The organism is Bradyrhizobium sp. B025 (assembly GCF_042257955.1).
In the GTDB taxonomy this organism is placed as follows: Bacteria; Pseudomonadota; Alphaproteobacteria; order Rhizobiales; family Xanthobacteraceae; genus Bradyrhizobium; species Bradyrhizobium diazoefficiens.
Genome location: NZ_CP170150.1, coordinates 3538241 through 3559059 on the forward strand (window position 1 = coordinate 3538241; position 20819 = coordinate 3559059).

At 65.5% G+C, this 20819-nt stretch carries 22 protein-coding genes; 12 read left to right on the forward strand and 10 right to left on the reverse strand.

The genetic code is table 11. The annotated features are described in order from the left end of the window. Positions 1-159 precede the first annotated feature (159 nt). The 7 genes from ACE10W_RS16110 (at position 160) to ACE10W_RS16140 (ending at position 8970) form a co-directional block, all read left to right on the forward strand. Complete coding sequence (locus ACE10W_RS16110) at positions 160-933, forward strand: motility protein A (RefSeq protein WP_011086581.1); 774 nt, start codon at positions 160-162, stop codon at positions 931-933. 24 nt (positions 934-957) lie between these two features. Beyond that, positions 958-1788, forward strand: coding sequence for a flagellar motor protein MotB (locus ACE10W_RS16115; RefSeq protein ID WP_011086582.1), 831 nt, complete (start codon positions 958-960; stop codon positions 1786-1788). A gap of 256 nt (positions 1789-2044) precedes the next feature. Continuing rightward, entirely contained in the window at positions 2045-3943 is a 1899-nt protein-coding gene (locus ACE10W_RS16120) for a potassium transporter Kup (RefSeq protein WP_063921615.1), read from the forward strand. Positions 3944-4083: 140 nt separating this feature from the next. Continuing rightward, positions 4084-6015: a potassium transporter Kup gene (locus tag ACE10W_RS16125; RefSeq protein WP_161535336.1), complete on the forward strand. Its 1932-nt coding sequence runs from the start codon at positions 4084-4086 to the stop codon at positions 6013-6015. Between the two features lie 310 nt (positions 6016-6325). Further along, a complete protein-coding gene (locus tag ACE10W_RS16130; RefSeq protein WP_028170872.1) occupies positions 6326-6652 on the forward strand; it encodes a rhodanese-like domain-containing protein in 327 nt (108 codons plus the stop codon). 8 nt (positions 6653-6660) lie between these two features. Further along, the gene (locus ACE10W_RS16135) at positions 6661-7839 is read left to right on the forward strand and encodes an aminotransferase (RefSeq protein ID WP_011086586.1); all 1179 of its coding nucleotides are present in this window, start codon (positions 6661-6663) and stop codon (positions 7837-7839) included. A gap of 6 nt (positions 7840-7845) precedes the next feature. After that, complete coding sequence (locus tag ACE10W_RS16140; RefSeq protein ID WP_370204388.1) at positions 7846-8970, forward strand: polyamine ABC transporter substrate-binding protein; 1125 nt, start codon at positions 7846-7848, stop codon at positions 8968-8970. 103 nt (positions 8971-9073) lie between these two features. Here ACE10W_RS16140 and ACE10W_RS16145 read toward each other — a convergent pair whose 3' ends face one another. The 6 genes from ACE10W_RS16145 to ACE10W_RS16170 form a co-directional block, all read right to left on the reverse strand. After that, entirely contained in the window at positions 9074-10006 is a 933-nt protein-coding gene (locus ACE10W_RS16145) for a lipid A biosynthesis lauroyl acyltransferase (protein WP_370204389.1), read from the reverse strand. 8 nt (positions 10007-10014) lie between these two features. Further along, entirely contained in the window at positions 10015-11292 is a 1278-nt protein-coding gene (locus ACE10W_RS16150) for a beta-ketoacyl-ACP synthase (RefSeq protein WP_011086589.1), read from the reverse strand. Between the two features lie 18 nt (positions 11293-11310). After that, positions 11311-12516 (reverse strand): beta-ketoacyl-ACP synthase, encoded by a 1206-nt coding sequence (locus ACE10W_RS16155; RefSeq protein ID WP_304552555.1) that lies wholly within the window; start codon positions 12514-12516, stop codon positions 11311-11313. Beyond that, the gene (locus tag ACE10W_RS16160; protein ID WP_161535332.1) at positions 12513-12983 is read right to left on the reverse strand and encodes a 3-hydroxyacyl-ACP dehydratase FabZ family protein; all 471 of its coding nucleotides are present in this window, start codon (positions 12981-12983) and stop codon (positions 12513-12515) included. The genes ACE10W_RS16155 and ACE10W_RS16160 overlap by 4 nt, the downstream gene beginning before the upstream one ends. A 10-nt stretch (positions 12984-12993) precedes the next feature. Further along, positions 12994-13281 (reverse strand): acyl carrier protein, encoded by a 288-nt coding sequence (locus ACE10W_RS16165; protein ID WP_007592476.1) that lies wholly within the window; start codon positions 13279-13281, stop codon positions 12994-12996. Positions 13282-13514: 233 nt separating this feature from the next. Then, complete coding sequence (locus ACE10W_RS16170; protein WP_028170878.1) at positions 13515-13856, reverse strand: hypothetical protein; 342 nt, start codon at positions 13854-13856, stop codon at positions 13515-13517. A gap of 321 nt (positions 13857-14177) precedes the next feature. Between ACE10W_RS16170 and ACE10W_RS16175 the strand changes: the two genes are divergently transcribed. Next, positions 14178-14804, forward strand: a complete 627-nt coding sequence (locus ACE10W_RS16175; RefSeq protein ID WP_028170879.1) for a ParB-like protein — start codon at positions 14178-14180, stop codon at positions 14802-14804. 15 nt (positions 14805-14819) lie between these two features. On the opposite strand, the gene ACE10W_RS16180 is transcribed toward ACE10W_RS16175, so the two are convergent. Next, on the reverse strand, positions 14820-14975 hold the full coding sequence (locus ACE10W_RS16180) for a hypothetical protein (RefSeq protein ID WP_165448149.1): 156 nt from the start codon (positions 14973-14975) through the stop codon (positions 14820-14822). A 275-nt stretch (positions 14976-15250) separates the two neighbouring features. On the opposite strand from ACE10W_RS16180, the gene ACE10W_RS16185 reads away from it, so the two are divergent. Then, complete coding sequence (locus ACE10W_RS16185; protein ID WP_165448150.1) at positions 15251-15394, forward strand: hypothetical protein; 144 nt, start codon at positions 15251-15253, stop codon at positions 15392-15394. 19 nt (positions 15395-15413) lie between these two features. Here ACE10W_RS16185 and ACE10W_RS16190 read toward each other — a convergent pair whose 3' ends face one another. Then, positions 15414-15617 (reverse strand): hypothetical protein, encoded by a 204-nt coding sequence (locus tag ACE10W_RS16190; RefSeq protein WP_011086594.1) that lies wholly within the window; start codon positions 15615-15617, stop codon positions 15414-15416. 146 nt (positions 15618-15763) lie between these two features. Between ACE10W_RS16190 and ACE10W_RS16195 the strand changes: the two genes are divergently transcribed. From ACE10W_RS16195 to ACE10W_RS16205, 3 genes are all read left to right on the forward strand, one after another. Then, positions 15764-16495 (forward strand): Crp/Fnr family transcriptional regulator, encoded by a 732-nt coding sequence (locus tag ACE10W_RS16195; RefSeq protein ID WP_038966262.1) that lies wholly within the window; start codon positions 15764-15766, stop codon positions 16493-16495. A gap of 276 nt (positions 16496-16771) precedes the next feature. After that, positions 16772-16939, forward strand: a complete 168-nt coding sequence (locus tag ACE10W_RS16200) for a hypothetical protein (protein ID WP_165405372.1) — start codon at positions 16772-16774, stop codon at positions 16937-16939. Further along, complete coding sequence (locus tag ACE10W_RS16205; RefSeq protein ID WP_028170881.1) at positions 16936-19488, forward strand: HAD-IC family P-type ATPase; 2553 nt, start codon at positions 16936-16938, stop codon at positions 19486-19488. Before ACE10W_RS16200 ends, ACE10W_RS16205 begins: the two co-directional genes overlap by 4 nt. On the opposite strand, the gene ACE10W_RS16210 is transcribed toward ACE10W_RS16205, so the two are convergent. Both ACE10W_RS16210 and ACE10W_RS16215 read right to left on the reverse strand, forming a co-directional pair. Further along, the gene (locus ACE10W_RS16210; protein WP_370204390.1) at positions 19485-19988 is read right to left on the reverse strand and encodes an MgtC/SapB family protein; all 504 of its coding nucleotides are present in this window, start codon (positions 19986-19988) and stop codon (positions 19485-19487) included. The two genes, ACE10W_RS16205 and ACE10W_RS16210, sit on opposite strands and share 4 nt — an antisense overlap. Positions 19989-20010: 22 nt before the next feature. Further along, on the reverse strand, positions 20011-20592 hold the full coding sequence (locus ACE10W_RS16215) for a peroxidase-related enzyme (RefSeq protein ID WP_011086598.1): 582 nt from the start codon (positions 20590-20592) through the stop codon (positions 20011-20013). Positions 20593-20819 lie beyond the last annotated feature (227 nt).

Genomic DNA, 20819 nt, shown 5'->3' on the forward strand with positions numbered 1-20819 from the left:
GCCGGCTTTCTCCCGGCGCGTTGCGCCGGTCCGGCGCGCCGGCTCAACTTAACCTTTACGCGGCTTTAAGGGCGGCCCTCTAGGGTTTCCGATGCGGTTCGGGGTTGGGCCGCGCCAGCGGCCAGGACGGCCGTTGTTGCGTACGCGTTGGAGTCTCTCATGGATATCATGACCGGCGTTGGGCTCACGGCGGGCATCATCGTCATCGCAGCGATGATCTTCATGGGCGGCGACCTCCACATGTTCATCTCCGAACATGCGATGATCATCATCTTCGGCGGCTCGATCTCCGCCACCATGATCCGCTTTCCGCTCAGCGCGCTCCTGCACGGCCTTCCGCTCGGCGCCAAGTTCGCCTTCACCATGAGCCGGCTGTCGGCGCACGACCTCGTTGACGAGCTCGCCCGCATCGCCGAGATCGCCCGCAAGCAGGGCCCGGTGGGTCTCGAAAAGGTCGAGACCGACGAGCCGTTCCTCGCCAAGGGCATCCGCTATGTCGCCGACGGTTACGACCTCGACTTCATCCGCGACAATCTCGAGCGCGACCGCGACAACTTCCTGATGCACCTCGACGAGGGCAGCAAGATCTATCGTGCCATCGGCGACTGCGCCCCGGCCTTCGGCATGATCGGCACCCTGATCGGCATGGTGCAGATGTTCGCTAACATGACCGACCCTTCCAAGCTCGGCCCGTTCATGGCGACCGCGCTGCTCGCGACGCTCTACGGCGCGCTCGTCGCGAACCTGTTCTGTCTGCCGATCGCCGACAAGCTGCACGGCAAGCTGCTGGATGAAGAGACCAACCGCACCCTGATCATCGACGGCATCCTGATGATCCGCGACTCCAAGAGCCCGACGCTAGTGCGCGAAATGCTGCTGGCCTATCTGCCGGAGAAGCATCGCCACGCCGAAGGCGAGCCGGTGCCGGCGTAACGCCGCCCGCCGGGACAGACAGCCATGGCCAAGAAGAAGCGCGGCGATGCTCACGGGGGCGGTCACGGCTGGTTCGTGACCTTCGCCGATTTGATGGGCCTGATGATGAGCTTCTTCGTGATGCTCGTCGCATTCTCGACGCAGGACGCCAACAAGCTCAAGATCGTCGCCGGTTCGATGCGCGACGCCTTCGGCGTGCAGAGCGAAGCGCGCTACGCCGGCATCGTCGAGTCCGACGGCCTGCCGACGCGCCCGCGGCTCAAGAACGTCGACCATATCCAGCCCGAGGATGCCTCCAACACGCCGACCCCGGACCAGGAGGACCGCGACCGCACGTCGGGGGCGAAGATCAAGGTCGACCGCAATTTCGCGCTCGCCGCGGCCTCGCTGCGGCAGGCCCTGCAGGACATGCCGGAACTGACCGAGATGTCCAAGCACATCATGTTCGAGGAGACCAAGCAGGGTCTCAATCTCGAAATCGTCGACCAGGACGGCCGCTCGATGTTCGCCGACGGTTCCAAGGTGCCCTATGACCGCACCCGCCGCCTGGTCGAGAAGCTGGCGATTCCGCTCAAGGCCACGCCGCTCCGCGTCTCCATCGCCGGCCACACCGCGGCCGGCTTCGTGCCGACCCGTAGCGACTACGGTGCCTTCGATCTATCCGCCGACCGCGCCAATGCCGTGCGGCAGATCCTCGAGCGCGAGGGCCTGCCGGCCTCGCACATCTTCGCCGTCTCCGGCAAGGCGGACACCCAGCCGCTGTTTCCGGACGATCCCTCGCTGGCCGCCAACCGGCGCGTGACCATCACCCTGATGCGCGAGGATCCGCCACTGCCGCCGAATTTGAAGCCGTAGGCATGATCCGGAGAAGTGGGCACCGGTTCTCCTTCGCGACAAACGCGACACGCGTTTGCGCGGGGATCATGTCCAAACGATAAGCCCCTTGCGCTACCATCTTACCTGAGGCATCTCGTCGCGCAGGCGACGAGCGTGGCTGCGCCGTCACAGCATTCGGCCCGGCGCCTGCTAAGGTGGGGTGCCGATTGACAGGCGCGCCGGAAGCGTCAAAAGGCGCCGGATCAAATTCAGGGACGAAGCGTTTTCCATCCACATGACGGCGAGCATCACATCGACCGAGACCCAGGAAGGGCCGGTCACATCGGGCTTTTGGGCGCTCACGCTCGGGAGCATCGGTGTCGTTTTCGGCGACATCGGCACCTCGCCGCTCTACGCATTCCACGAGGCGGTGCGGGGCGCGGCCCATGGCGAGCCGGTCACGCGGGTCATGGTGCTCGGCGTGCTCTCGCTGATCCTGTGGGCGCTGCTGATCGTCGTCACCGCCAAATACGTCCTGCTGCTCTTGCGCGCCGACAACAACGGGGAGGGCGGTACGCTCTCGCTGATGGCGCTCGGCCAGCGTGCGCTCGGGCGGCGAAGCTGGTTCCTGCTCGCGCTGGGCGTGGTCGGCGCCTCCATGTTCATCGGCGATTCCATGATCACGCCGGCGATCTCGGTGCTGTCGGCGGTCGAGGGCTTGAAGCTCGCGACGCCCGCCCTGGAGCACTACGTCGTGCCGCTCACCGTCCTCATCCTGGTGCTGCTGTTCGCGGTCCAAAGCAAGGGGACCGCGCTGGTGGCCTCGGCCTTCGGGCCGGTGATGGTGGTCTGGTTCACGTGTATTGCCGTGATGGGCGCCGTCCACATCGCCGACGATCCGTCGGTACTTGCCGCGATCAATCCCTATTACGCGCTGCAATTCCTGCTGTCGCACGGCACGATCGGCCTGGTGACGCTGGGCGCCGTGTTCCTGGCGGTGACCGGCGGCGAGGCGCTCTACGCCGATCTCGGTCATTTCGGCCGCAAGCCGATCCAGGCGGCCTGGATGTTCTTCGTGCTGCCCTCGCTCTTGATCAACTATTTCGGCCAGGGCGCGCTGGTGCTGTCCGATCCCAGCGCGATCGAGCATTCCTTCTACCGCATGGTGCCCGAGCATCTGGTGCTGCCGCTGGTTGGTCTTGCGACGGCGGCGACCGTGATCGCGAGCCAGGCGGTGATCACCGGCGCCTATTCGCTGGTCTATCAAGCCGTGCAGCTCGGCCTGCTGCCGCGCTTCGAGGTGCGCTACACCTCCGAAAGCCATGCCGGCCAGATCTATCTGCCGCGCGTCAACCGGCTGCTGCTGATCGGCGTGATGCTGCTGGTGCTGTTGTTCCACACCCCCAGCAATCTGGCTTCGGCCTATGGCATCGCGGTCTCCACCACCATGGTCGCCGACGGCATCATGGGCTTCGTCGTGATCTGGAAATTGTGGAACTGGCGCGCGGCTACGGCGGCTGCCGTGATCCTGCCCTTCGTCGTCGTGGACATGAGCTTCTTCAGCGCCAATCTGCTCAAGCTGCTCGAAGGCGCCTGGGTGCCGCTGCTGTTCGGCGCAGCCATGGCGGGGACGATCTGGACCTGGCGGCGGGGCTCGGGAATCCTGATCCAGAAGACGCGCCGGATCGAGGTGCCGCTGGACGATCTGATCCGGAGCCTGGAGAAGCGGCCGCCGCATATCGTCAAGGGCACGGCGGTGTTCCTGACCAGCGATCCATCCTTCGTGCCGACCGCGCTGCTGCACAACCTCAAGCACAACAAGGTGCTGCACGAGCACAACGTGGTCCTGACCATCGAGACCGCGCATACGCCGCGGGTCGATCTGTCGGAGCGGTTCCGGATGGAGAAGATCAGCGACAAGTTCTCCAAGGTCCGCCTGCGCTTCGGCTTCATGGAGCAGCCGAACGTCCCCAAGGCTCTCGCGATCGCGCGCAAGCAGGGCTGGCAGTTCGACATCATGTCGACGTCGTTCTTCGTGTCGCGGCGGTCGCTGAAGGCCTCGGCGCAGTCGGGGATGCCGCTCTGGCAGGACCACTTGTTCATCGCGCTAAGCCGGTCCGCCAACGACGCTACCGACTATTTCCAGATTCCCACGGGACGGGTGGTTGAAGTCGGCACCCAAGTCACCATCTGAACGCAATTGGCGGATCCATGCAAAATTTGCATGGCGAGGGCCCAAAAACGGGCTAGGCTATGCCGACAGCGCAGGACTATAAGCCCGCGCTCTTCCGCCGTTGTGCAGTGAAGCATTTTTAGAGGCCACCGGGCTCTCCCATGACAAGCGACGTAGCAGTTCCCGCCCCGGAAACGGCGGCGGCCAATGGCCATGGCGAGGCCCACACCACGGCCCGTTTCGGCGCGCTGACGCTCGGCAGCATCGGCGTGGTCTATGGCGACATCGGCACCAGTCCGCTCTACGCGTTCCGCGAGGCCGTGACGGCGGCCTCCTCGGGCACCGACGGGCTCGCTACGCCGGCGGCCGTGCTCGGCGTGCTCTCCCTGATCCTGTGGGCGCTCATCGTCGTGGTGACGCTCAAATACGTCGTGATCCTGCTCCGCGCCGACAACAACGGCGAGGGCGGCACGCTCGCGCTGATGGCGCTGGCCCAGCGCGCGGTCGGCACCGGCGGGGCGACCATCGTCCTGCTCGGCATCATCTCCGGCGCCCTGTTCTACGGCGACGCCGTCATCACCCCCGCGCTTTCGGTGCTGTCGGCGATCGAAGGCATGAAGGACGTCACGCTGCGGTTCGAGCCCTACATCGTGCCGCTGACCGTAATCATCCTGGTCGGCCTGTTCGCCGTGCAGTCGCGCGGCACCGCCCGCGTCGCCGCCTTTTTTGGCCCGATCATGTGCGTCTGGTTCGCGGTCATTGCAGTGGCGGCGATCCATCCGATCATCGCGCAGCCGCAGGTGCTGTTCGCGCTGAACCCGCTCTATGCCGTGTCCTTCATGCTCCACCACGGCATCATCGGCTTCGTGACGCTGGGCGCGGTGTTCCTGGCGGTCACCGGTGCCGAGGCGCTCTATGCCGACCTCGGCCATTTCGGCAAACGGCCGATCCAGACCGCCTGGCTGTTCATCGTGCTGCCATCGCTGGCGCTGAACTATCTGGGGCAGGGGGCGCTCGTGCTCGGTGATCCCGGGGCGATCGAGAGCCCGTTCTTCCAGTTGTTTCCGCAAGGCTGGATCCGTGGCGCCATGGTCGTGCTCGCCACCGCCGCCACCGTCATCGCAAGCCAGGCCGTCATCACCGGCGCCTATTCGCTGACACGCCAGGCGATCCAGCTCGGGCTGCTGCCGCGCTTTGAAATTCGCCATACGTCTGAAGCCCATTCCGGCCAGATCTTCATCCCGCGCATCAACCAGCTCCTGCTGGTCGCGGTGGTGCTCCTGGTGCTGCTGTTCCGCTCCTCGAGCGCGCTGGCGTCCGCCTACGGTATCTCCGTCACCGGCACCATGGTGGTCACGGCGATGATGGGCTTCGTCGTGATCTGGAAGGTCTGGCGGTGGTCGCCGCTCGCGGCAGCCGCGCTCATCGCGCCCTTCCTGTTCCTCGACCTGACCTTCCTGGCCGCCAACCTGCTCAAGGTGTTCGAGGGCGGCTGGGTACCGCTCGCGCTCGGTGCGCTCATGATCATCCTGATGTACACGTGGCGGCGCGGCAGCCGGCTGCTGTTCGAGAAATCGCGCAAGCTCGAGTTCCCGCTCGCCGACCTCGTGGCCATGCTGGAGAAGCGGCCGCCGCAACGCGTGCCCGGAACCGCCGTGTTCCTGACCTCGGACCCGCTCAGTGCCCCGACCGCGCTGATGCATAGTCTGAAGCACTACAAAGTGCTGCACGAGAAGAATGTCATTCTTACCATCGAGACCGCGCAGACCCCGCGGATCGACCCGGCCGAGCGCGTCAGGCTGGAGCAGATCAGCCCGACCTTCTCCAAGGTGACGCTGAAGTTCGGGTTCATGGAATCGCCCAACGTGCCGAAGGCGCTGGCGATCGCCCGCAAGCTCGGCTGGCAGTTCGACATCATGTCGACCTCGTTCTTCCTGTCGCGCAGGGCGCTGAAGCCCGCCGCCCATTCCGGCATGCCGCGTTGGCAGGACCGGCTGTTCATCTCGCTCAGCCGCTCCGCCAACGACGCCACCGACTATTTCCAGATCCCTAGCGGCCGCGTGGTCGAGGTCGGAACGCAGGTGACGATCTAGCGTCCGAGTTGGCGCACGTCCGTCTCCACCGCTGTCATCGCCCGGCCTTTGACCGGGCGATCCAGTATTCCAGAGACGGCAAGGGGATACGGCGAGGCCGCGGCGTATTGGATTCCCCGCCTTCGCGGGGAATGACACCGAATGCGTGGTGAGGGCATCCTCAACGCCGGACTTCAAGTCGCTGCGATTTAGCTTTAACTTGCGCCGCGCGGCTCAAGCCTTTGGAGCGCTTGATTTTCGTCTCCCGAGAGGCGAGGTTGCCGCCCGCCGGGATCGCCCCGGCATGCGGCTCGCGACGTTGGAGGATGATGTGGCAAATCAAGTACAGGATCTGACCCCGGACGAGGTCTCCAAGGGTGTCGCGGAAGGGCGCTATCTGCTCGTCGACGTCCGCGAGCCGAACGAGGTCGACGCCGAGGCCTATCCCTACGGCGTCGTGGTTCCGCTCTCGACCTTCGACCCCAAGGCGATCCCCGATCCCCAAGGCAAGGAGGTCGTGTTCGCCTGCCGCTCCGGAAAACGCTCCGTGACGGCCTCGCTCGCGGCGCAGGCGGCGGGCCTGCCTTACGACAAGCATCTGGCCGGCGGCATGCTGGGCTGGAAGGCGGCAGGTCTTCCCAGCAAGGTCGGTGGCTGATCCGGCCGATGTCCAAGAGCTCGTCCCTGAACAAGGTCTTCGCCGACCTTCCCGTCACTATCTTTGAGGCGATGTCGCAGGCCGCGCGCGACAACGCCGCCATCAATCTCGGCCAGGGCTTTCCTGACGATCCCGGCCCCGAGGATATCCGCCGCGCCGCGGCCGACGCCTCGCTGAACGGCTACAACCAGTACCCGTCGATGATGGGCCTGCCGGAGCTGCGCCAGGCGATCGCGACCCATTACGGCCACTGGCACGGCCTCAAGCTCGATCCGATGAGCGAGGTGATGGTCACCTCCGGCGGCACCGAGGCGCTGACCTCGGCCATCCTCGCGGTGGTGCAGCCCGGCGACGAGGTGGTCTGCTTCCAGCCGGTCTATGATTCCTACCTGCCGATCATCCGCCAGGCCGGCGGTATTCCGCGCCTCGTCCGGCTCGAGCCGCCGCACTGGCGGCTGAATGAGGACATGCTGAAAAGCGTCTTCAATTCAAAGACCAAGGCGGTGCTGTTCAACAATCCCTTAAATCCCTCCGCGGTGGTCTATCCGCGCGAGGACCTCGAGCTCTTGGCGCGCTACTGCCAGGAGTTCGACGTCATCGCGATCTGCGACGAGGTCTGGGAGCACGTCACCTTCGACGAGCACAAGCACATCCCGCTGATCACGATTCCGGGTATGCGCGAGCGCACCATCAAGGTCGGCTCGGCCGGCAAGATCTTCTCGCTGACGGGCTGGAAGATCGGCTTCGTCTGCGCCGCGCCGCCGCTCTTGCGCGTCGCCGCCAAGGTGCACCAGTTCCTGACCTTCACCACCGCGCCGAACCTGCAGGCCGCCGTCGCCTACGGCCTCGGCAAGTCCGACGACTATTTCCTGTCGATGCGCAAGGACCTGACGCGGAGCAGGGACCGGCTGACCAAGGGGCTCGAAAGCCTCGGCTTCCCCGTGCTGAAGTCGCAAGGCACCTACTTCCTCACCGTGGACCTGTCGCCGCTCGGGCTCAACGAGAGCGATACCGAGTTCTGCTGGCGGATCGTGAAGGACTACAAGGTCGCGGCGATCCCGGTCTCGGCGTTCTACGAGCAGGACCCCGTGACCTCGGTGGTGCGCTTCTGCTTTGCCAAGAAGGACCAGACGCTTGACACCGCCTTGGAGCGGCTGTCGGACGCCGTGCGTGGACGCAAGAGGTAGACAGAGATGACGAACGTCGGCCGCTCCGGACTTCGCTTTGGTCTTGGCTTTGGCCTCGCGATCGCCGCAGCGCTGACGTTGCTCTCCGCCCCCGCAGGCGCCGAGGAGCGGGTCGTCAACTTCTACAACTGGTCCAACTACATGGCGCCCGATGTCCTTGAGGCCTTCACCAAGGAGACCGGCATCAAGGTGGTCTACGACACGTTCGACGCCAACGAGACGCTGGAGACGCGCCTGATGGCCGGCAAGTCCGGCTACGACGTCGTGGTACCGACTGCCTATTTCCTCCAGCGCCAGATCAAGGCCAACATCTTCCAGAAGCTCGACAAGTCGAGGCTGCCGAACCTTAGCCATGCCTGGCCTGTCGTGACGCAGCGCCTCGGCATCTACGACCCCGGCAACGTCTACGCCGCCAACTACATGTGGGGCACCACGGGCATAGGCTACAACGTCGCCAAGGTGAAGCAGATCCTCGGACCCGACGCGAAGATCGACAGCTGGGACATCGTCTTCAAGCCGGAGAACCTCGCCAAGTTCAAAGACTGCGGCGTGCACATGCTCGACTCCGCCGACGACATCTTTCCGGCGGCGCTGAGCTATCTCGGGCTCGATCCGAACTCGACCAAGCAGGCGGACCTCGAGAAGGCCGCCGATGCCGTCGCCAAGGTTCGCGCGTCCGTGCGCAAGTTCCACTCGTCCGAATATCTGAGCGCGCTTGCCACCGGCGAGATCTGTTTCGTGGTCGGCTGGTCCGGCGACATCATGCAGGCCCGCGCCCGCGCTGCGGAAGCCAAGAGCGGCGTCGAGATCGGCTACACGATCCCGAAGGAGGGCGCGCAGATGTTCTTCGACAATCTCGCGATCCCCGCGGATGCCAAGAACGTCAGCGAAGCCTATGAGCTGATCAACTATCTCTACCGCCCGGACGTCGCCGCCAAGAACTCGGACTTCCTGTCCTATGCCAACGGCAACCTCGCCAGCCAGAAGCTGGTCGATCCGAAAATCCTGGGCGACAAGAACATCTATCCGGACGAAGCGACGCTCGCAAAACTGTTCGTCATCACGGCGCGTGAGCCGGCGACCCAGCGCATCATCAACCGGCTCTGGACCAAGGTGAAGACGGGGCGCTGACGTGCGGCACCCGTCATTGCGAGCGAAGCGAAGCAATCCAGAATCGATTCGCGGAGACGCTCTGGATTGCTTCGCCGCTTCGCTCCTCGCAATGACGGCGTAGCTAGCGCCACCTGCGGTGCAGCCACAACCACTGTTCGGGATGCTCGCGCACCCAGCCTTCCACCACGTTGGTGATCGCCTGCGTCGTGCCCTGGATGTCGATCTTGCCGTCGGCATCGCGGACCGGCGGGACTTCCTCCGTCAGCTCCGCGGCGAAGCGGCCGCCGGGCTTGCGGATGACGCGGACGCCGTGGATCGGGCATTCGACCTGGCGCAGGAGGCGCGCCAGCATCGGATTGGCGCGGGTCTTGCGGCCGAAGAAGGTGACCTCTACGCCGCCGGTCAGATACTGGTCGATCAGCATGGCGACGTGCTTGCCGTCCTTCAGCGCCTGCGCGAGGCGCAGCGGCGCATCGCGCCCCGCAGGGATCAGCGTGCCCATGTTGACCTGGCGCATCTCCTGGATGATGCGGTCGGCGGAGGCGATGTTCGGCCGGCGGTACAGGATCGCGGCATCGAGGCCATGCGCGACGGCGGCGAGCGCGGGCAATTCCCAGTTCGCAAGGTGCGCGGCGAAGATCAGCGCCGGCTTGCCGTCGTCTCGGATTTGGTCGAACAGCTCGATGCTGCGCTTGGGCAATTCGATCCGGCTCACTTCCGGATGGTCGCGGTCGTAATCCCAGACGTGGTCCATATGGGCGAATTCGGCGCCGACGCGGCCGAGATTGTCCCAGACGCCCATCAGGATCTGTTCGATCTCCTCCGGCGATTTCTCCGGAAACGCAGCGGTGAGATTGGCGCGGCCGATGCGGTGCTCGCGCAGGCGCGGGCCGATCAGCTTCACGACGCGTGACAAGAAGTCCGAGGTCTTGACCGGATCGAAATAGCGCGTGGTGCGCAGCATGCCGACCGTGGCGGCGCCGATCAGGGTGCCGCCGATCGATTTGGCAGCCTCCCGCGCGCGGGCCTTCGTGCTCGCAGGAAGCAGCGCCATACGTCCGGTCAGGCCGGTTCGCGGGTCAGGATCAGCGAGGCGTTCTGGCCGCCGAAGCCGAACGAGTTCGACATGACCGCGGTCACGCGCGCATCGCGCGCCTTGTTGCCGACGACGTCGAACAGGATCGTGGGATCCGGGGTCTCGTAATTGATCGTCGGCGGGATGCGCTGGTGCTCGAGGGTCAGCAGCGAGAAGATCGCCTCCACGGCGCCTGCGGCCGAGATGGTGTGGCCGACCATCGACTTGTTGGAGGTGACCGGAATCTTCGAGACGAGATCGCCGAACACGGCCGATGTCGTGTTGTACTCCATCTTGTCGTTTTCGGGCGTCGCGGTGCCGTGCGCGTTGATGTGGTCGATCTGGTCCGGGGTCATGCCGGCATCGGCCAGCGTCTTGTTCATGCAGCCGATGATCGGCTTGCCGTCGGGCGAGGAGCGAGTGCGGTGGAAGGAATCCGTGAGCTCGCCGCAGCCGGCGATCACGCCGAGGATTTTTGCACCGCGCGCAGTCGCCGCTTCATAGCTTTCCAGCACCAGCGCGCCGGCGCCTTCGGCCATGACGAAGCCGTCGCGGTTCTTGGAGAAGGGGCGGGAAGCCGCCTGCGGCGGATCGTTTTGGGTCGACAGTGCCGAAAGCAGCGAGAAGCGCACCAGCGCTTCCGGATTCACCGTGCCGTCGGTCGCGACGCACAGCGCGGCATCGGTCTCGCCGCGGCGGATCGCTTCCACGCCGAGCTGGATCGAGGTCGCGCCCGAGGCGCAGGCCGTGGACAGCGAGATCGGCGAGCCCTTGGTGCCAAAAGTCTCGGCGAGATGGGCTGCGACCGAGCCGAACATGAAGCGGTGATGATAGGCGCTGTACTTGCCGCCGCCGGAGATGCGCAGCAGGTCGTCATAGGTGAAGTCGAGCTTGCCGACGGCGCGGCCGAGCTCGCGGCGCTGCGGCCATTCGACTTCGACGGGCGCGACCGCGAGGAAGAGGGGGCCCGGGAAATCGGCGTTGGCGCCGATGCCGGCCTGCTCGAGCGCTTCCTGCGTGACCATCTCGGCCATCCGCTCGGACAGGCCGGTGGAGGAGAACGGATCGACGCTGACGAAATCGACCGTGCCGGCCATCGTCGTCTTCAGGCCGTCGACCGGAAAGCGCGTGATGGTGCGGATGCCGGATTCGCCGGCGACGAGCTTCGCCCAATTGTCCGCCTTGCCGGCGCCGAGCGAGGTCATGATGCCCATGCCGGTGACGACGACGACGGGACGCCCGAATTTGTCGCGTGGTGCAGTCATGTCGATCCCCCGCTAGAGCTAGCTTACGGCCTCGACCAGCGCCATGCCTTCGCCGCGCCAGTGTCCGGCCCCCACGACCACAATCTGGGTGGGTGCCCCCTGCATTTCAATCTCGGTCCCTGTGGAATCGTTCGGCGGGAACAGTGCGCCGCGCGAGATCGACAGCGCGGCGAGCGCGATTCCGAGCGGGAATTGCGTCTCCATGGTGTGTCCGAACATCGTGCCGGTCGAGCGAACCGGGAAGTCGGCGTGGCCCTTCAGGAAGCCGCGCTCCTCGGATGTCGCGGGCTCTGCGCCGGTCGCGCCAGTGATGATCGCGCCCTTGCCCTCGCGCTTCGGCAGCTTGGCCCAAAGCTTCTCCAGCGTCGCCGCCATGTCGCCGGGCTGCTTGCGCCGGGCCAGATCGGCCACCACGCTCGACAGTTTTGCGAACGGCTTTGCGCCGCGCGCTTCCGCATGCGCCTTCGATTCCAGCACCAGGAACGCGCCGGCCGAGCCGAGCGCGAAGCCGGCGTGGTCCTTGCGCGCCCAGACGGGCGCGAACTTGTCCTTCAGATTGAAGTCGCCGAATTCGTAGAGGACCATGAGGTCCTTGCGCTCGCCATTGTGCGAGCCGCCGATCAGGGCGATGTCGCTCTCGCCCGAGGCGATGCGCGCGAGCGCGATGCGGGCCGCATCGGCGCCCGCGACCTCTTCGCCCATGAAGGTGCGCGAGGTGCCGCCGAGCCCGTGCACGATGGCGATGTTGCCGGCGAGGAGATTGGAGAGCTGGGCCAGAAACAGCGTCGGCCTGAGATCGCTCATCAGGCGTTCGTTGAGGAAGCCGGGCGCATTCGCCCCCTTGGCCTCGGCCGTGAGCACGCCGGTGTCGACGTTGAGATCGCGCTCGCCGCCGCCGGCGGCCACGACCATGTCGATCTTCGACAGGATATCCTTGTTGCCCTTGATCCCCGCAGAGTCGAGCGCGAGGCCCGCGGCATAGGTGCCGATGCGCTGCCAGGCTTCCATCTGGCGCTGGTCGCCCTTCTTCGGGATCTGGCTGTCGAAGGAGACCGGCATCAGCGGATGCACGATGTAGGGCGCAAAGCCCTTCTCGTCGACATTGATGCGCTTCTCCTGGAGCGCGGCCCAGTTGGCGTCCAGGCCCTCGCCGAGCGAGGTGGCAAGGCCAATGCCGGTGATCCAGACTTCCGTCTGGCCGGGCTTCGAAGCGGTGTCAGTCATGGCGATACGGCCTGCTGCGGAAAGCCGACGCGCTCGGCGACTTTCGCCATGTATCCGCGCATGTCCGCGTTGGGGAAGGGGATCAGCGTGAAGGTGAGCGCCGCGTTCGCGCGCAGCTTGCCGCCGACCTTGATCTTGGCTTCGGTCATGGCATAGCCGGAGCCCTCATAGGAGAGGCTCGCCTCGATGCTCATGAGGTCGCCGGGGAACACCGAGCCGCGCACCTTGGCCTCCTTCACGGCGGCCAGGATCGGCATGCGCTCGAACTTGAACACGCCGAGCTGAAGCCAGCCCGAGGCCTGCGCCATCGATTCGATCAGGAGCACGCCGGGCATCAAGGGATAGCCCGGGAAGTGTCCCTCGAAGACGGTGCTTTCCTTCGGGACCTGGGCCTCGACGACGATCGTCTTCTCGTCGACCCTGAGGTCGACGATGCGATCGATCATGTGAAAGTATTCGAGTTGCATGGCCGCCCGATTAGGCGCTCGCGCCCTTGGCTGCAACCAGCTCGTCGATGCGCGCGCACAGGTTCTTCAGCACGAAATATTGTTCGGTGGTCGCTTTGCCGTCGTTGACCTCCTGGGTCCACTTTTCCAGCGGCAGCTTGATGCCGAACTGCTTGTCGATCGCAAACGCGATATCGAGGAAATCGAGGCTGTCGATACCGAGGTCATCGATGGCGTGGCTATCCGGCGTGATCGTGTCGCGCGGAATGTCGCAGGTTTCAGCGATGATCGTAGCGACCTGATCGAATGTGGAGGACATCACTAAGCCTTTGATATATTGCAGATATTTGTCAGATGTTCCAGAGTGGCATGGCGGGTGGGCATCGCGCCCCTGATGACGCCCTCAACCCCCCTCTGGCCGGGTCGAGAGCCCGTATATCGGAGCGCCGCCCTGAGTTCAATGGAGCCGGGCAGGCCAAGGGGACAGCAAGGGACGGAGCTGGGGATGCCTGCCGGAGCCCCTTTGCGGCGGGGGATCGGCGGCGGGCCGGGCTAGATGTGCGGCGTCGTGATCTTGGCGCAGTCGCGGCGGCCCATCAGCACGCAATCCTGGGTCCGGCGCAGGTCGGCGATGCTCACGGCGAGCCAGATCCCGATCGCGGTCAGCGCGATGGTGAAGGCGAGCGCGGCGATGTTGGCGAGCATGCGGTGGCGGAAATCGTCCGGCTCGGTGCGGGGCTGCTCGTAGCGCGACAGGTCGAGCGGCTTGGGCGCGCCGCGCATCGGTTGCACGGTGCCGTTGCCCCGGTGGACCGTCGGGGAGGGGGAGGTGCGCGGCCTGAACTGGAGCACCCGGTGCTCCTCATCAGAGCTTATGGGCCGCTGGGATTTCATGGTGCGAGGATCACTCCGAAGCAGCGGTTTTTGATAGCATACGTGGTGAACGCGTTGCAGAAAATCTTCTCAACGCGTACGTGCATTGCGCTTTTGCACGACCTCTTCGCGAAGGCCCGCGACAGCGGTCGTCATGCCGGTGTCAGGATGCGCGGGGTTGCGCTGCAAAACAGCCATGGCACCTGCCGTGCCCGGTCCCGCGAACATCGGCTTGTGATCTCCCTTTCCGCGCCGAACGCATTTTGTCGCCGCAAGGCCCATGGCATAATCATGGAACCTGGACCACCGGTTGCAACCAACAATGTGAGGGGCTCTTCGACCATGACCACGAACGCGCGCGAGCCGAGGGTGCATCCGGTGCCGATCCTGTCGCTTCGGCCGACGCAGATGACGGTCGGCATGCGCGAGGTCAAGGAGAAGCGCAAACGCTGGCGCGAGCACGACAGCAAGAAGCAGGCCGATCTGCTCGGCAAGCACATGATCCCCGTCGTGTACGGGCCGGACAAGCGTTACTACGTGATCGACCATCATCATCTCGGCCGCGCATTGCACGACGAGGGCGTCAAGGAAGTGCTGGTGACTGTCGTCGGCGACCTCAGGATGGTCGAGCGCGAGGCCTTCTGGGGCGTGATGGACAACAAGCGCTGGGTCTATCCCTACGACTCCAAGGGCGAACGGCGGCCGTTCCGCGACCTGCCGAAATCGGTCGCCGATCTCAGGGACGATCCCTTCCGCAGCCTCGCCGGCGAGCTCCGCCGCCTGGGGGGATTTGCCAAGGACACCACGCCGTTCTCCGAATTCCTGTGGGCCGACTATCTGCGCCGAAAATTGTCGCGCAAGGCGGTGGATGCCAATTTCGACAAGGCGCTGGAAAAGGCGCTGTCCGCGGCCAAGAGCAAGGATGCGATCTATCTGCCGGGCTGGTGCGGGCCGGCGGACGACGATTAGGCGCGGCGGCTCAGATCAGTCGCGCTGGAAGATCTTGGCGCCGGGGTAGATGCGCCGGGCGTAAGTCACGACCAGCGCGCGCTCCTGGGTTTCCAGGAAGGGCGTTCGGATCCGGCTCGATCCGATGATGAGGTGCCATAGGCCATTGAGCTTCTGAATGACGACGTTCATGTGAGTGATCCTCGAAGACTTTGCACTCCTGCAAATGTTGCCTGTTGCGGCAGTCTTGCGATTTCAGGATCGTGAGCGCGTGCGTAAAATTCCCGACACGGCTCGCACCCGCTGCAAGACAGCAGCAACTACCTATTAGTGTATGGCGGCTGCGGCCCCGCGACAGGACCTCATCACAGCCTCTTGAGCGAAGCCATTTTCTGTTCGCACGAAACCGTCCTGAAACAGAGCCGTCCCATCTGTGTGGGGTAGTCGAGCTCACACAGGAGGCCAAAATGCGCCGTCTGGTTTTCGCAATTGCCTTGCTCGCGGTCGCCTCAGCAGGAATCTCGGCATCGTTTGCCGCAGTTCACCACGCCAAGACGTTGACGTTTTCCGAGCGCTTTGCCCCGGCGCTCGAGTTGATGGCGAAGCGCTAGCGGCGTAGCGCGTCGCAGATCACTTCGGGGCTTGCGGACCGGGCGGGGACAGCAGGCGCTCCATCTCCGCGGCCGCCTCGCCGTCGCGCGCCTTCTGCAACAGCGTGTGGCGCTCGGCGCCGGCCGGCAGCTTCCTGGCGGCGGCGCGGGCCTCTTGCGTGAACTTGTCCAAGCGCTCCTGGAGAGACAGGGCCGGTTTTGTACGGTTGCGTTTCTTGGTCATGGTTTGGCCTTTCCGGCGCGGAGCCAACCATGCGGACGCGAGCGGCGTCCTTAACTTTTGTTGGAACGGGGGCGCGGATCGCGGGTTTCATGACGGCGGCGCCCGGCGCGCCATGGGTCCAATTCATGCAAACGGAGCGACTTCGCGTGCCCAGCGACACGATCCGTGCTGCGCTTGTCAGGCGCTTGCGCGTCTCTTCCGGCATTTCGGAGGAGGATGTCAGAGAAATCGAAGCGCTTCCGATCGCGGTGAGACAGTATCCGGCGGAGACGCCCGTGGTGAGGGATGGCGAGCGGGCCACCGAATGCTGCCTGATTGTCGAGGGATTTTGCGCGCGCTCCAAGACGATCGCGAGCGGCAAGCGACAGATTCTCTCCCTGCACATTCCGGGCGAGATCCCGGACCTGATGAGCCTGTTCCTGCACGTGATGGACCATGAGCTCTCGACGCTGACGCCATGCACGCTGGGCTTCATCAGCCACGATACGCTGCGAAGATTGCACCAACGCAGGCCGGTCGTCGCCGAGATGTTTTGGCGGGACACGCTGATCGACGCCGCGATGTTTCGCGAATGGATCGTCAATGTCGGCCAGCGTCCGGCGCCTGCACGCCTCGCCCATGTCATGATCGAGCTGCGCGAGCGCCTCAGGGTGATCGGTCGCGTGGACGGCAACACTTTCGAGATGCCGCTGACGCAGGAGCAGATCGGCGAGGCCCTGGGGATCACGGCGGTCCACGCCAACCGGGTGATCAAGCAGTTGCGCCAGGAGGGGATCGTGGAATTTCAGCGCGGCCGCGTCACCGTACTCGACGAGCAGAAGTTCTTCGAACTCGCGGATTTCGACGGCCGTTATCTCCACCAGTCCCCGACGCTTTGAGCCGCCCGATGCCGCGGTCGGCCGTGCGCGGCCCGTCGTCGTGGACGTCCGCTGGCGGGGTGCGCCGTTCCTGAAAGTGTCGATTACGCTGGATGTCGAGGAGGCGCAGGCGGCGGACCGGGCCGAACGTGCGGCCCAACGGCGCAGGTAAAATTGACGTATCGCAAATCGGCGTCGGCGGCGGCCGCTAAGGTCCGCCGGCATGACAGCCGAACCAGCATTGCGCTCCCGCGTCGCCAGGTGGGCTCCGGATCATGCCGACCTGGAGACGCGACGATGAGCCTGATCCTTCGCATTCTGTTTGTCCTGGCCGGAGCCATCACCGCGCTGTTCGTCGCGCGTGATGCGCTAAACTTCACAATCATCCAGACCTTCGTCGCCATACTGCTCGTGACGGCCGTCCTGCTCGCCGGAAGTCTCTGGAGCCTGCGGCGGAAGACGTGAGCGCCACGGAAGCCAAACGACCGGCCGGGCTGAGCGAGGCCGAGGCTCGGGCGCGGTTGGAAGAGGACGGCGCCAACGAGTTGCCTCGGCCCGAACGACGCAGTCCGCTCCGCATCGTCATGGAAGTGCTGCGCGAGCCGATGCTCGTGCTGCTGCTTTGCGGTGGGCTGGTCTACCTCGTGCTCGGCGATCTCAGGGAAGCGCTGATCCTCTTGGTCTTCGGTGCGATGTCGATCGTGATCACGGTGGTGCAGGAGACCCGGACCGAGCGCGTTCTGGAAGCCTTGCGCGACCTGAGCAGCCCGCGCGCGCTCGTGGTGCGGGACGGTGCGCGTCGGCGCATCCCGGGCCGCGAGGTCGTGCGCGGCGACCTGCTCGTCCTCGGCGAAGGCGACCGGATTCCGGCCGACGCCGCGCTGGTGGACGCGCGCGATCTGCAGATCGACGAGTCGCTGCTGACCGGCGAGTCGGTGCCCGTCCGCAAGCGGGCTGCCGGCAAGGCCATGTCAGCCGATCAGCGGCCGGGCGGCGAGGATCAGCCCTTCGTGTATTCCGGTTCTCTCGTCGTGCGGGGCGAGGGGCTGGCGCTGGTCGAGGCCACCGGCCCGCGCAGCGAGATCGGGAAGATCGGGCTGTCGCTGCGCGGCTTGCAAACCGAGCCGCCCCGGCTTCGGCAACAGACCGCAAGACTGGTGCGGCTCTGCTTCCTCGGCGGCGCGGTCGTCAGCGTGGCCGCCGTCGCGCTCTACGGAGTCTTGCGTGGGGACTGGCTGCAAGCGCTGCTTGCGGGCATCGCCATCGGCATGGCGATGTTGCCGGAAGAATTTGGCGTCGTGCTCACGGTCTTCATGGCGATGGGAGCCTGGCGGATTTCGCAGGCGCGCGTCCTGACGCGGCGGGCCGCAGCCATCGAGGTCCTGGGCTCTGCGACCGTCCTGTGCACCGACAAGACCGGGACACTGACGCAGAACCAGATGTCCGTCGCGGAGTTGCGGCTGCTCGACGGGGCACGCATGCGTCCGGAGAGCGCCGGGCGGGATGACGCCAGGCCTGAATTCATCGAGCTGGCGCGTTGCGGTGCCCTGGCGAGCTCTCCGGAACCGTTCGACCCGATGGAGAAGGCTCTGCATCTGTTCGCGCAGGACGCCTTGCGGGGAGGCGATGCGCCGGACGGCGACCGGACGCTGGTGCGTACCTACGGTCTGCGCCCCGAGCTGCTGGCCATGACGCAGGTCTGGCGCACGGCCGGCCGGGCGGACCTCGTCGCATGCGCCAAGGGCGCGCCCGAGGCGATCGCGCGCCTGTGCAGGATGAACGCTGCTGATCAGGATTCGGTGCGAGATGCCGCCAGCGCGATGGCGAGGGACGGGCTTCGCGTGTTGGGGATGGCCGTTGCCGCCTGCGATGAGTCTTCACTCCCGCCGACCCAGGAGGATTTCGCGTTTCGATTTGTCGGCCTGGTCGGGCTTGCCGATCCGCTGCGGCCCCATGTCCCGGAGGCGGTTCGCGAATGCCGCGCGGCGGGGATCCGCGTCGTCATGATCACGGGCGATTATCCGGCAACCGCCGTTGCCATCGCGAACCAGGCCGGACTCGACGTCCGTGACGTCATGACCGGCGATCAGGTCAGGCTGGCGGATGATCCGGAGCTTGCGAAACGCGTCGGGCATGTCAACGTGTTCGCCCGGGTTTTGCCGGAGCAGAAGCTGCGCATCGTCCAGGCGATGAAGCTCAACGGCGAGATCGTGGCGATGACCGGCGACGGCGTCAACGACGCGCCTTCGCTCAAGGCCGCCCACATCGGCATCGCGATGGGAGGGCGCGGGACCGACGTCGCGCGAGAGGCGTCGGCGATCGTGCTGCTCGACGACGATTTCGGTTCGATCGTGTCGGCTATTCGTCTGGGCCGCCGCATCTACGACAATCTGCGGAAGGCGATGGCCTTCATCTTCGCCGTTCATGTGCCGATCGCCGGACTTGCGCTGCTGCCCCTGGTCTTCGGGCTGCCGCTGATCTTCAGTCCGGTGCACATCGCATTTCTGGAGCTGATCATCGACCCCGTATGCTCGCTGGTGTTCGAGGCGGAGCGGGACGAGCGCGATGCGATGACGCGTCCGCCGAGGCGGCCTGATGCCGCGCTGTTCTCGTGGGCACTGGTTGGCTGGAGCGTGCTTCAGGGTGCCCTCGCATTTGCCCTGACCGCCATCATATTCGTCGGCGCGCTTCGCTCCGGCCTCGTCGCCGACGAGGCGAGGACGCTCGCCTTCGTGACGCTCGTCGTCTGCATTGTCGCTCTGGTCCTGGTCAATCGGTCCTTCAGCGCATCGTTCGCGTCCGCATTCTTCCGTCCAAATCCCGCATTGACCTGGATCTTCGCGGGGGTGGCTCTCGTTCTCGCCACCGCGCTGCTCTGGCCGCCGGCCTCCAGCCTGTTCCGCTTTGGTCCGCTGCATGCGGACGATCTGATGATCGCGCTCGGCGCGGGGCTGCTGGTGCTGACGGTGCTCGAATTGCTGAAACCGCTGTGGGCGCGGCGGCTTCGGTTCTAGCTCTCATCCGGGGAGCGCGTCTTCGGCGGCGCATCGGTTTCGTGCGTCTCGTCCCTGGCGCTGAGCATCCGGTGCAGCCAGTGCTCGGCGCGGTTGCCGACGGTGAGAATCAGGAAGGCCAGTGTCAGCGCCGTTCCGACGATCGGCCACTGGCCGACGCCGCAGGCGATGCCGAGGCAGGCGGCGAGGAAGGTGCAGGCGGCACTGGTCAGGCCGCGGACGCGAAACCTGTCGCTTTCGTGGACGATGACGCCGGCACCGAGGAAGCCGATGCCGGTGAGGATGCCCTGGATGACGCGGCTTGCCGCATCGGTGATCTTGCCCGCCTCGGCGAACTGCACGGCCAGCAATACGACGGTTGCGGTCGAGAGCCCGACGATGCCGAGCGTCTTCAGCCCGATCGGCTTGCCGTGCAGGTCACGATTGAGGCCGATGGCGCAGCCTGCGAGCGTGGCGACGCCGAGGCGCAGAAGGATCTCGGGCCAGTTCAGCACGGTCATTGCCCGTCAGTCACCGCGTCATTCACTTCTTCGGCAGCCGGCCCATCAAGTAGAACTCGTCGTTCGGCCGCATGCCGGTGAAGTTCGCCAGCCGGTTCGACAGCGCGAAGAAGGCCGAGATCGCGGCGATGTCCCAGATGTCGTCGTCGCTGAAGCCGTGCGGCGCAAGCGCGGCGAAATCCTCCTCCGAGATGCGCTGCGCGTCGGCCGAGACCTTCATCGCGAAGTCGAGCATCGCCTTCTGCCGCGGCGTGATGTCGGCCTTGCGATAGTTCACCGCGACCTGGTCGGCGATCAGCGGGTTCTTGGCGCGGATGCGCAGGATAGCACCATGGGCGATCACGCAATACTGGCACTGGTTGGCCGCCGAGGTCGCCACCACGATCATCTCCCGTTCGGCCTTGGTGAGGCCGCCGTCCTTCTCCATCAGCGCGTCGTGATAGGCGAAGAACGCGCGGAACTCGTCCGGACGGTAGGCCAGCGTGAGGAAGACGTTCGGCACGAAGCCGCTCTTCTCCTGCACGGCGAGAAGGCGCGTGCGGATGTCGTCGGGCAGGGTGTCGAGGGCGGGAGCTGGGAAGCGTTGCGCGGCTGTTTTTGTCATGAGCATGGATTCCGGCTTGGGGCCGGCAACCATAGTCGATGCGGACGCGGGGCTCAACGTGCCACAGGGCACCGGTTGGCGCGGCGCGACGGCGCATCTGCGGTTTGGATGCGCATTGGGGAATGGCGCTCATTCACCTTGCTCCGTCATTGCGAGCGCAGCGAAGCCATCCGGAGTGTTTCCGCGGAGGGATTCTGGATTGCTTTGCTGCGCTCGCAATGACGAAG

Excerpts from the sequence above, each read along its gene's own strand:
- ACE10W_RS16110 (WP_011086581.1), top strand. The coding sequence starts at position 160 with ATGGATATCATGACCGGCGTTGGGCTCACGGCGGGCATCATCGTCATC.
- ACE10W_RS16115 (WP_011086582.1), top strand. The coding sequence starts at position 958 with ATGGCCAAGAAGAAGCGCGGCGATGCTCACGGGGGCGGTCACGGCTGG.
- ACE10W_RS16120 (WP_063921615.1), top strand. The coding sequence starts at position 2,045 with ATGACGGCGAGCATCACATCGACCGAGACCCAGGAAGGGCCGGTCACA.
- ACE10W_RS16125 (WP_161535336.1), top strand. The coding sequence starts at position 4,084 with ATGACAAGCGACGTAGCAGTTCCCGCCCCGGAAACGGCGGCGGCCAAT.
- ACE10W_RS16135 (WP_011086586.1), top strand. The coding sequence starts at position 6,661 with ATGTCCAAGAGCTCGTCCCTGAACAAGGTCTTCGCCGACCTTCCCGTC.
- ACE10W_RS16140 (WP_370204388.1), top strand. The coding sequence starts at position 7,846 with ATGACGAACGTCGGCCGCTCCGGACTTCGCTTTGGTCTTGGCTTTGGC.
- ACE10W_RS16145 (WP_370204389.1), bottom strand. The coding sequence starts at position 10,006 with ATGGCGCTGCTTCCTGCGAGCACGAAGGCCCGCGCGCGGGAGGCTGCC.
- ACE10W_RS16150 (WP_011086589.1), bottom strand. The coding sequence starts at position 11,292 with ATGACTGCACCACGCGACAAATTCGGGCGTCCCGTCGTCGTCGTCACC.
- ACE10W_RS16155 (WP_304552555.1), bottom strand. The coding sequence starts at position 12,516 with ATGACTGACACCGCTTCGAAGCCCGGCCAGACGGAAGTCTGGATCACC.
- ACE10W_RS16160 (WP_161535332.1), bottom strand. The coding sequence starts at position 12,983 with ATGCAACTCGAATACTTTCACATGATCGATCGCATCGTCGACCTCAGG.
- ACE10W_RS16165 (WP_007592476.1), bottom strand. The coding sequence starts at position 13,281 with ATGTCCTCCACATTCGATCAGGTCGCTACGATCATCGCTGAAACCTGC.
- ACE10W_RS16170 (WP_028170878.1), bottom strand. The coding sequence starts at position 13,856 with ATGAAATCCCAGCGGCCCATAAGCTCTGATGAGGAGCACCGGGTGCTC.
- ACE10W_RS16175 (WP_028170879.1), top strand. The coding sequence starts at position 14,178 with ATGACCACGAACGCGCGCGAGCCGAGGGTGCATCCGGTGCCGATCCTG.
- ACE10W_RS16180 (WP_165448149.1), bottom strand. The coding sequence starts at position 14,975 with ATGAACGTCGTCATTCAGAAGCTCAATGGCCTATGGCACCTCATCATC.
- ACE10W_RS16185 (WP_165448150.1), top strand. The coding sequence starts at position 15,251 with ATGCGCCGTCTGGTTTTCGCAATTGCCTTGCTCGCGGTCGCCTCAGCA.
- ACE10W_RS16190 (WP_011086594.1), bottom strand. The coding sequence starts at position 15,617 with ATGACCAAGAAACGCAACCGTACAAAACCGGCCCTGTCTCTCCAGGAG.
- ACE10W_RS16200 (WP_165405372.1), top strand. The coding sequence starts at position 16,772 with ATGAGCCTGATCCTTCGCATTCTGTTTGTCCTGGCCGGAGCCATCACC.
- ACE10W_RS16210 (WP_370204390.1), bottom strand. The coding sequence starts at position 19,988 with ATGACCGTGCTGAACTGGCCCGAGATCCTTCTGCGCCTCGGCGTCGCC.
- ACE10W_RS16215 (WP_011086598.1), bottom strand. The coding sequence starts at position 20,592 with ATGACAAAAACAGCCGCGCAACGCTTCCCAGCTCCCGCCCTCGACACC.